The 10,411-nt window shown below is 64.3% G+C and carries 5 protein-coding genes; 2 read left to right on the top strand and 3 right to left on the bottom strand.

Annotation, left to right across the window (positions count from 1 at the left end):
- Positions 1-142 precede the first annotated feature (142 nt).
- A complete protein-coding gene (locus Aco03nite_RS43160) occupies positions 143-1,231 on the top strand; it encodes a sensor histidine kinase (protein WP_203807162.1) in 1,089 nt (362 codons plus the stop codon).
- Positions 1,228-1,875 (top strand): response regulator, encoded by a 648-nt coding sequence (locus Aco03nite_RS43155; RefSeq protein ID WP_203807160.1) that lies wholly within the window; start codon positions 1,228-1,230, stop codon positions 1,873-1,875. The genes Aco03nite_RS43160 and Aco03nite_RS43155 overlap by 4 nt, the downstream gene beginning before the upstream one ends.
- Positions 1,876-2,073: 198 nt before the next feature.
- On the opposite strand, the gene Aco03nite_RS43150 is transcribed toward Aco03nite_RS43155, so the two are convergent.
- From Aco03nite_RS43150 to Aco03nite_RS43140, 3 genes are all read right to left on the bottom strand, one after another.
- Positions 2,074-2,532 carry a helix-turn-helix domain-containing protein gene (locus Aco03nite_RS43150; RefSeq protein ID WP_239145912.1) on the bottom strand — a complete coding sequence of 153 codons (459 nt, stop codon included), beginning with the start codon at positions 2,530-2,532 and terminating at the stop codon, positions 2,074-2,076.
- Between the two features lie 273 nt (positions 2,533-2,805).
- Entirely contained in the window at positions 2,806-3,387 is a 582-nt protein-coding gene (locus Aco03nite_RS43145) for a hypothetical protein (protein ID WP_203807158.1), read from the bottom strand.
- 13 nt (positions 3,388-3,400) lie between these two features.
- Complete coding sequence (locus Aco03nite_RS43140) at positions 3,401-10,387, bottom strand: polymorphic toxin type 28 domain-containing protein (protein ID WP_203807156.1); 6,987 nt, start codon at positions 10,385-10,387, stop codon at positions 3,401-3,403.
- Between the last annotated feature and the right edge of the window lie 24 nt (positions 10,388-10,411).

Below are 10,411 nucleotides of genomic sequence, written 5' to 3'. Positions count from 1 at the left end.
CCCATCCCAACCCGCCGGCCCCGTACACCGACAGAGTGGATGGTCGCGAACGGCACCTACTTTCGTCGCATGCGCCCATCAGTTCGTCGCGTCAGCGCGCGCTCGGCGAGCCGGTTCCCCCTCGCTCGGCTAGCCTGCCGACATGGGTCGCGGCAGAGGGCGGCAGGTCATCGTCGACGTGGTTCTGGCCGTGGTGGCGGCAACAGCCGGCATCACTCTCGAGCTCACCGGCCCGGTCGCCGGCAAACACCTCACGGCACCGGTGTGGATATACGTCGCCGCGCAGCTGGCCGCGGCGTCACTGTTGCTGATCCGGCGCCGGGCGCCGTACCGGATGGGGCTGGCGATCGCGGCGATCAGTGTCCTGGTGCCGGCCTGGGCCGCGGTGCTCGCCCCGTTCGCGATCACCGCCTACGGCAGCGGCCGCCGATGGCGCCAGTGGGCGGTGATCGCGACGTTGACCACGCTGTTCCTGGTCGGCGCGCAGGCCTGGGCGATCCAGGATCCGGTGACCGCCCCCGTGGTGTTCCTGTGTTCAGCGCTGCTGGGCATGTACGCCCGGGCCCGGCGCAGCCTGCTGGTGTCGATCGCCGACCGGGCACGTGCCGACGAGAGGAGCCGCCTCGCCGGTGAGATGCACGACGTGGTCACCCACCGGATCAACCTGATGGTGCTGCAAGCGGGCGCGTTGCGGGTCAGCAGCACCGATCCGCAGGTCCGGGCGGCAGCCGAGCAACTGCGGGTGGCCGGCTGTGAGGCCCTCGCCGAGCTGCGGGACCTCGTCGGCATGCTGCGCGGCGGCGACCGCGGTACCGCGGGCCCGGCCGAGGCCACACTCGCCTCCCTGATCGAGCAGTCCCGCGCGGTCGGGCTGCCGGTGCGCCTCGACGAGCAGGGCGATCCGCAGCCGGTGGCGCCGGCCGTGCTCCGCACGGTGTTCCGGGTAGTCCAGGAGTCACTGACGAACGTGCACAAACACGCGCCCGGCGCCGAGACGACCGTGGCGGTACGGTACGGCGGGCAGCGGGTGTCGCTGGACATCAGCAACACCCGGCCCCCACACTGGCCCGACCTGCTGGTCACCGCGGCGGGCGGCGGCAGCGGACTCGACGGTCTACGGCACCGGATCGAGGTGCTCGGCGGAACACTGTCCGCCGGGAACGAGCCCGGCGGAGGGTTCGCGGTACGCGTGACGCTACCCGCGTACGTGCCGACGGCGGTGTCACGATGATCCGGGTGCTCCTCGTCGACGACGAGCGCATGGTGTGCGCGCACCTACGGACGATCCTGTCCGCGACCGGAGAACTCGACGTCGTCGGTGAGGCCTACGACGGCGCCGAGGCGGTAGCGGCCGCGGTACGGCTACGGCCCGACGTGATCCTGATGGACCTGCGGATGCCCGGCGTCGACGGGCTGACCGCGATCGAACAGCTGACCGCGTTGCCGTCCCCGCCGAAGGTGGTCGCCCTCACCACCTTCGACCTCGACGAATACGTGCTGAGGGCCCTGCGCGCCGGTGCGGCCGGATTCCTGCTGAAATCGACCGCGCCGGAGGACCTCGTCGATCTGGTCCGGGTCGCCGCCGCCGGGCACATGGTCCTGTCCCCCGCGGCATCACAGCGGCTGATCGGCAGCACCACCGGCCGCCGCTACACCCACGACGTGATCGTCGCCCTCACTGACCGGGAACGCCAGGTGCTGGCCGGCCTCGGAGCCGGCTGGTCCAACCTGCAGATAGCCCGCCACCTGCACCTGTCCGAGGCAACGGTCAAGGGCTACGTCTCCCGCCTGCTGGTCAAACTGGACTGCGACAACCGCACCGAGGCCGCCCTGCTCGGCCACCAGGCCGGCCTACGGCTCGACCACCGCACCTGACCGGCAACCAACGGTGTGCGCCGAAGTGGTCGCGGTGGGGCTGCTCCCACCCTCCCCGGCACCACCCGGATCAGGCTGCCCTCAGCTCCACCGCCCTGCTGCGACAGGGACAGCGATGAAGGTCTTGCACCTCCACTCGAATCAACAGCGCCTCACGGCGCAAACTGCTCATCGGTCAGGTCCGACGGATATCGACGCTCACGCTCCACCCGAACAGCTTCGGACCACCTCCGCCAAAGCCAGGGACACGCCGTGCGACAGCACTCTCAAACACCCACTGAGGTCTACCGTGCTGAGCACGACTGCCCCGCCGGGCGGGTCCAAATACAGCCCGACGATGTCGGCGACCTTGTCGGCGAGCGCGGGGCCCTTGGACAGCTTGAACGTGCTTTGCTTCTGCGGTCTGAGGCCATGTTCACGCCACAGGTTCGCCACCCAGTGATGCGAGACGCTCGTGCCGGTAGCGCGGGTGACGTAGTCAGCCATGGTTCGGGTCGACCAGTGCGATAACCCGGTCTCCGGTGGCGGCGTCGTCCCAGTCAGTGCAAGCACGCGTAACCGGACATCCGCGCTGACCTGCTCGCGAGGCCCACCAGGCTTGGCCGCCAGCAAACCCGCCGCGCCGTCAGCGGCATAGCGCCTCAGCCACAGATCCACCGTCGGCCGGACACCCCGGCCAAGCCGGCGAAGTCCTTCTTCATCCGGCCCTCGGCATGCCACAACACAATCCGTGCCCGCGTTCCGACCGCCGCCGATACCTCGGTGCTGGTCGTCAACGTACGCAGCTCAGCGCTCTGGTCAGCCGTCAACTCCACCCCGCCAGCCAATCGCACCAACGTCACGTAAAGACAACAGAATCACGATGCACTAGCGTTGACTGCGACCGATTTAGCTGTCATCTCATCACCTCCAATTCCCGGGCTTTCCCTGTCAGTGGGCGGCACGTTCCCTGGTGAGCCGCTTCTTCGCTCTATCAATTATCTTGTTGGCCCACAATGCTCCTTCGGTTTCATCTCGCGGGAACACGGCAACAGAAGCTGGCTCACCCAGGGCTCTGGCCAACGCCTCGACAGCAAATTTTCCGATCAGATCATCCCTGTACGATTCCGCATGGCCCACCAGACGCTCCAACAACGACCGATCAGATGACACCATCAGGTACTCACCTGTCGCAGATATCGCCGACCTCTTGAGGTCGTCCATGAAGTCCCAGGGAACTCCAGCCAGCGCCTCGACCACTCGATCCCGATACCGATCAAATCGGCCCCATTGCGTGCACAGCGAACCCAGAACCAGAGCAGCACTCTGGGAATCGGCAGAGTAATCGATGTACGAGGCTAATAAATCTTCGTACTCCTTGGCGCCCGTACGAAGAAGGATGTAAAGAAGGCGATACAAATCGCCGCCTTCCGGAGCCTTCAAGGCTTCTGCAACCCGAGCCAATTCCGCCTTAGAGACAGTTCCTTCTTTCGACCGATGGACGACTTCATCCAGATTTAGTTGGTTAGCCATTTAAGTCACCTCATCACCTTGGAACAAACTTCTCGGTGTAGTCGAGCATTCTACTGGCTCGGGACAGGTCGACGTTCAACGAGGCCCGCTCCGCATCCGGAAGTGTCGGATGCCTCAACCGGCCTTTAATTCGTTTGATTACATCAATCAACCCCTGCTGGGCATCCCTAACTTCATGCACGTGATCCCACGGCGTTCCGTCGGCCTTTCTTTTGACAACCTCGCCAGCGAGTTCCCGCTTTGCAGCGTCGAGATCGCGAGCCGTGATATGGGTCGCGATATTGTCGAGTCGACCACTGAATATTCCACAAGGTCCCGTGTTGTGAACAAGGACGGAGGTGTCACCAGCGCGCACGTAGTAGGTATTGAGGTCAGCCACCGTCAAGTTGTACGCGGCACCGTACCGGCGGATTTTCCCTTCGAAGCCGTCGACCACCGCCGTACCGACGGAAGTCCTTAACAGGTCACCCCGGTCGAGCCGCTGAGCGGGCTGCCATTGCTGGTCCGTTTCATTCCAGAACGGATGGTCTTCGGTTGTTACGAGACGTTCGCCGCCAATTGTGAGCACATATAGGTCATCGTTGTGCACCCATACAGCTTCGATTCCTCGAGGACCCTGTTCTCCGGTCTCCGGGTCGGTTGCGAGCACTTCGTCTCCGACCTCTACTTCGCTGAGTGGTTTAGTGCTTCCGTCCGCGAGCAGGACTTCTGTATCACCGGAGAAGCTACAGGCCACTGTGGCCACTCGACCTGATGCTTTCGTAAGGCTGAACATTAAGCTGACCCCGCTCGCAGATACGAGCGCGCCTGATGATGCAAGGGCTACCTCGCCGGCCACGGCATCCGCGGCAAGGGCGGCGCAACCATACGGGAAGGCTGCGCAAGCTAGCGGGGCGATGACTGCGACAAGGATTCCCGCAGCCTGCATAGCTTGTTCTTTTTTGGATTTAGGTGCCGCGAATGGATTGGGTCCATTGCACTCGGCGCCAGTACCGGTGGTCAGCAGTTGGACACAGACGATGTACCAGTTGTCATTGCTCTTACCTGCAAATTCGGCAATGGTTTCGAGCGTGTATACATCACCCTCGAATTGCCGGACCTTAAACTGTTCCTTCTGGGTTTCCGTGACGTTGACGGGAGTGTCACCGAGGTCGTCGCTATTGTCGGAACCACCACCTCCGGGGTTGTCACCACCGTCATCTTTGGGGCCCTTACTACCGTCGTTGTTCCTGGTTTTGTTGGGGTGCAGGATCGCCTCATCCGTGCATGGAACGTCATCGCCGCCGCACGGCGATCCCATTCCGGACGGATCTCTACGGGTGACGGGATTGTTGTTGGCGTAGTTATAGCCGTTCCACTGTTGGGGGTCGGCGTAGTCCATGAGCGGGTCGACGGAAATAAACCGGCCGAGAACGGTGTCGTAGCGGCGGGCGCCGATGTTGATCAGGCCGGTGGTGTCCTGGTCGCCGCCGACGAAGGACTTCTTGTTGGGCCATAGTGCGTTGGTTCCGCGTTCACCGCCGTAGGGGGTTTGGCGGCGGGAGGTGACAGCTTGGGTGTGGGCGTTGATGGCGAGTAGCTGGGTGCCTTGGTGGTCGTTGAAGAGCCAGGTCAGGCTGGTGAGGTCGGAGGAACCGGTGCGGGAGGCGAAGGTGGTGCTGGCGAAGCTGTAGTAGCGGGTTCCGCTGTTGGTGGCGCCTTCGCGGCGGATCTCCTGGCCTGGCAGGTAGAGGGTGGTGCCGTTGGCATCGCGGCGGATGAGGCGTTCGCCGTTGGCATCGTAGACGCTGGCTTCGATGGTGTTCGTGCCGTCGGCAACGGTGGCGAGTTTGCCTTCGGCGTCCCAGTTGAGGGTTTGGCTACCGGTGCCGGTGGCGCAGGTGTTGGTGGTGCTACCGACGGTGGGGCGGCAGATCATGTTGCCGCTGTTGTCGTAGCGGTACTCGGTGATGCTGGTGGTTTCGCCGATGGTGGTGGCCATGACGGTGGCCGCATGCGGCCGGACGACGTTCTTTCCCCCCTCCGGGATCGTGTAGTCGCGGACGGTGTTACCGGTCGTGGTGTGGGTGGTCTCGGTTTTGCGGGATCCAGTGGCGGTGAAGGTCCAGTCCTGCCAGTAGGGGGCGGGACCGGCTAGAGCGTCCAGTGCCGGGTCGGTGGTGCATGCCGTCGTGGTCTTCGGGGTCCATGCGGTGGTTAGCCGAACGAGGGCGTCCGTACGGAAGCATTGTTTGTCGGCGGATCCGACGGCGGGCTTTTCCTCGATGGAAAGGATGTTGCCGGCCTTGTCGTATTCGTAGTTGCGGTCCGAGACGGTGCCAACGACGGATTTACGTTCGACGGTGGTGCGGGTGATCCGCCGGGTTCCTTCGTCGCGGTAGACGTTGTCGCCGACGAAGGCAGCGCCCGGTAGCTGGTAGACGGAGCCGGAGCGTTCGCCGTAAGCGGTGTAGTAGGCATTCGCCATAGTGCCGGCCCACCCGGTGAGGCTGGTGTTCAGGCGTTCGGGCATGCCGGTATCGGCGTTGTAGGTGGTGGTCAGCTGTTCGGTGACCAGGCCGCCGCCAGCGGGAAGCGAGACGGTGGTCGGTTCGCCGGTGGCGGCGGCGTAGCCGTATCCGTAGGAATAAGTGCTGTTCAAGCCGGTTTCGACGAGGGGGATGACGTAGTTGACCGCGGTGGGCTGGTAGCGGGAGCTGAAGTTGCTGACCTGCCAGCGGTAGGCGTTCGCGGATCCGGCTGGCTCGTACCGGATGCTCTGGGTGAGTTGCCCACGGAAGCCGGTGGATCCGTCGGTGAGGGCGTCGTAGGTCCAGGTCGCGCGCAACGGGCCGATTTTACTGTCGTCGCGGAGTTGCGTCTTGCGGCCGATGGTGTCATAGACATACCAGAGGGTCTCCCCACGGGCGTCTTTGGTGCTTTCCAGCTCGCCGAATTCGTTGTACGCGTGGTTGGTGGTGCCTTTGTCTGGGTCGGAGGTGCTCGTCAGCTGACCTTTGAGGTCGTAGGTGTTGACCCATTCGTTGTCGTCCGAGTCGGTGACCGTGGTCTGCTGACCTTTGCGGTTGAAGGCGTAACTGGTCTGTGTGTAGGCCCCGTTGACGCCGGCAGTGGTGGTGTGTTGCCGCAGTGCGACGGTCCGGCCCTGGATGTCGGTCAGTGTGGTGGTGGGGGTAGCACCATCCGGCGGGGTGATCTTGGTGAGGTCGCCTTCGTGGGCGGTGGTGGTGCGCCACTTCTCGACCAGGTTGGTGATGCCGTCGCCGCTGTAGAAGATGGACGCCGTGGCCCGAGACGCGCGGTCGTACACGGTCCTGGTGATAGAAGGTACCGACCACTCCGGTTCCCACCAGAGAATGCCGGACGGCGCACCTGGTTCGGCATGCGCGCCGTACGTGGTGGCGGTACGGCCGAATTCGTCATAGATGATGTCGGTGATCACCCGGTCGCCGCTACCGCCGAGTGACAGCGCCTGGGTCTGCCGCGGCCGGAGCATGCCGTCCGAGATCTGAAAGAACGTGACGTAGTTGGCGGTTGCGTTCAGCGTCTGCGTCTTGACGTAGGGGTAGGCGTCCCGGTTCGCAGCGAGTTTGTACTCGTACTGGACGGTGGGTTTGGTGGGGTTGGCAGCTCTGGTCCAGCCCAGTTTCCAGACGCGTGCCACGCGGCCAAGCGCGTCGTAGTCCACGTCGGCGGTAATCCTGCCGTTGGCGTCGGTGGTCTTAGTGACCGATCCCCAGTACGGGTTGGTCTCGACGGCGGACGTCCAGGCGAGCGCATTTTTGGCGGTGGTCTTCGAGAGCGGGCCACCCACTGCAGGGGTATAGGTGGATGTGGTGATGTTCTTCTTGATGTCGGTGCTGGTCTTCACCCGGCCGGCAGAGTCGTAAGTGCCTTCCGCGGTCGTCTGCCACTGGGTGCCGGTGCTCGGTGCCCACTCCTTGAGCTGTTCGGCCTTGGTCACCGAACCGTACTTGGGTGCAGCGGCGACGGACGTAGCGCCGTCGTAGTAGAGCCGATCATCGGAAATGACGTGATCGCCGCTGGTGGGAGCCTGACCACACGCCAGCGCAGTGGTGAGGGTCCGAGCAACGATCTGAGTCAGGTTCTTGTCCGCGTTACGGGTGTAGGTGGGCGTCGCACACGTCTCGTCACCGGTCTTGGCGATGTCACCGTCGTCCTGCGTCCACTCGACGGTTCCGTAGGTGTGGTCGAACGCTGCACGGGTGGCGGAGACACGCCAGCCACGGCTGCCGTCTACCCCGAGAGCGGTCGCCGAGTAGGTGACCTGATTGTCGGTGTAGCGTGCTTCGGCGGTGTCGGAATAGCCGTTGTCGTCGGTGATGATGCGGCTGGCGAGCGGGTTGGATCGCCAGGGGACGTTCACGGTCTTGGACACCGGTTTGGTGTCGACGCCGTTGAAGGTGGCTTGTTCGCGAATCATGCCGGCGAACTGATCGTGGTCGTTGACGGTCTCGGAACCCACCGACGCAGGAACGGTGACGGAACGGGTGCCCCCGGCCGGGGTGGCCCGGTCACCGTGCATACCACGCAGGAACTTGGTGACCGTGAGGGTACGAGTGTCGGCTTCGTCGCCGGTTGTGGTCCGGACCTCGGCGTATCCGCGCCATTGGCTCCAGGTCTTGCGGTTGGCGGGTACCAGACCATCATCTTCGGCGTATCGCCATGCCGGGGCATCAACATATTCGTAGCGGGTGTGCTTGGACGGAGCCGGGTGATCGTTGGAAGTCTGAAGGTCGTCTTCGGCGACGTGGGTGACGACGTACTTGTGCCACCACTCCTCGACCATGACGTCACCGCCGGGATCGGCGTTGCTGGGCACCTTGACCGGGTAGCAGCGGCGGGTGTTGGTGTGTGCTTTCAGGGTCGCGATGATCGCCTCGGTGCAGTCCACCGGCGAGTAGTCGACCTTGATCCGGGCACCGGTCTCGGTGACGATGCTGGAGATCCGCAGCCAGCTATAGGTAGAGGTGTTGTCGGTCAGCACCCGGTTGGGTAGCGACTCGGCCTCGAATGTCACCGGCGGCAGGTTGACCGTCCCGCCGACGTGACCAGCGTGGTCGATCTTCTCGAGCCAGAGGCCGGTATGGGTGCTGTCCGCGGTCGCCGAGAAGGTGTGAGTCAGCGTCCAGGAGTCGACGTTCTGCCAGCCCGCCGGTGTCACAGTCGTGTCCCACACGCGGGTGGTGACCGTCTTGAGGCGCTTGGTGGTCCAGAACGTCGGGGAGAACTGGTCCGGGCAGCTGGTCGCGGAGGCTTTGCACTCCTGGTCCCAGGGGGTGTCCTTCCAGTTCTTCGTGGTCGGTTCGGACGCGGTTCCGCAGCTGGTGAAGCAGCGGATATCGGGGGTGAACTCCACCTGGGCATAGGGTGTCGTGTTGCGTTCGGTGACGCCGTGGTCGGCGGCGGTCCGGTCGTAGGTGCCGTAGTCGATCCGCTTCAGGTAGCCGGCCCGGTCGTACGTGACGACCGAGGATTCCTTAGCGTTCTGCGCGTACTTGTTGGTCTCCTTGTCGTACCAGTACGACAAAGAGTTACCGCGCACACTGACTACATAGTCCAGGTTCCACCGGTAAGCCTGCACACAGTCCGACGACATGAACTCGTCCTGATGGCAGGGCTCGCCCTTGTGGTTGCCGAACACCGGAACGGTCAGCGTCGAGTTCGTGGGCGCCGTCTGGCCAGGCAGGTCATCCAGGCCGAAGTAGTACTGGGTGCCATCGGTCGTGGTGATCCGCCAGTGTTCCCCCACCCCGTCGATACCGGCGGTACCGGTGTCGCCGTTCGCGGCTCCGGTCAGTTTCTCGACCTTGGAGCCGTTTTCCTCCCGGTAGTGCCAGCCTTTGCCGGCCTGGTAGATCAGTTCGCTGCTGCTGCCCCCGAGGCTGACGACGGCATTGTCCGATCGCCAGCACAGGTCACCGCTGGACTTCGTGCTGTTGGGCTTGGTCTTCTCTTCAGAGTCCTGGTAGCAGGGAACGTAGCGGCGTTCGATGTAACCGGGTGTGTAGTCGAAGCCCTCACCGATCCAGGACGGCTGATTGTTGGTCACCTCCGAGCGTCCGTCGACGGAGGCTGACGAGTAGGCCAGAGCAACGTTCGGGGTCAGGCCGGTAGCCGGCGGGACGCGCATTGGATAGTTCCAGGAGAACTCACCGGAGTTGCCGCCGGCCGACCACGATGCCGACGGTGCCAGGCTGGTGGCGCTGAAGTCGCCGCTATCACCTGACGGGCTCGCAGCCAACGCCACGAACGACCCGGAGGCCGCGGCGGCGGAGGACGTTGCGTCTCCCGCCGAGTCGACGGCGACTGTGGCCGAGACGGTGCCCGCGTTCGCATCGACGGTGGAAGCCAGGGGCATCGAGCGGCAGGAAGCCGACTCCGGGTTGCGCAGCGCACACGACGGCATCTGCCACAGTTTGAGCCGAGAGGCCCAGTCCGCGCCGTAGGCGTCCTGGAATCCGCGGTAATCGACGGAAAGTCGTGCCTTACCGGTCGCGGCGCCTTGCGGTGCGGTGACCTGCAGCAGCATCCCGTCACGGATAGCCGCCGGGACCGTCGCGCGATCGACAACTCGCACGTTCAGTCGTGACAGCTGGGAGCCACCGGAGGCTTCTGGTGCGTCGGCAACCCAGACAGGCAGGTCGCCGGCCTTGGCACGCCTACCGGCGTCCGCCGATCGAAGACCGGCCTGGCCGGCAACAGTCAGATCGACGGTAGCGGTGGAGGCTTTCGGCCAGACCGGTGTGGCCGTTGGTGTGTCGCGGACCTTCTTCTGAGTCCAGGCCCGGGTGGTGACCGGCCCGCCGTCCTTGTCGAGTTTCTCGACCGGAGGCTTCGGCGGCTGTACCACCGGCGCCGACGGCACCGCTGCGGACGCGGGCACCGCCAGCCCGGACAGGACTACCGCGCTGACCAATGATCCGACGAACAGTCGACTCCAGCGGAGCGACAGCACACTACGCGAGCGTGTGAACATCTTCCGATCCCCTTGAATCGACAT

The organism is Actinoplanes couchii, assembly GCF_016862075.1.
GTDB lineage: Bacteria > Actinomycetota > Actinomycetes > Mycobacteriales > Micromonosporaceae > Actinoplanes > Actinoplanes couchii.
This window is presented reverse-complemented; position numbering and strand designations above follow the sequence as displayed.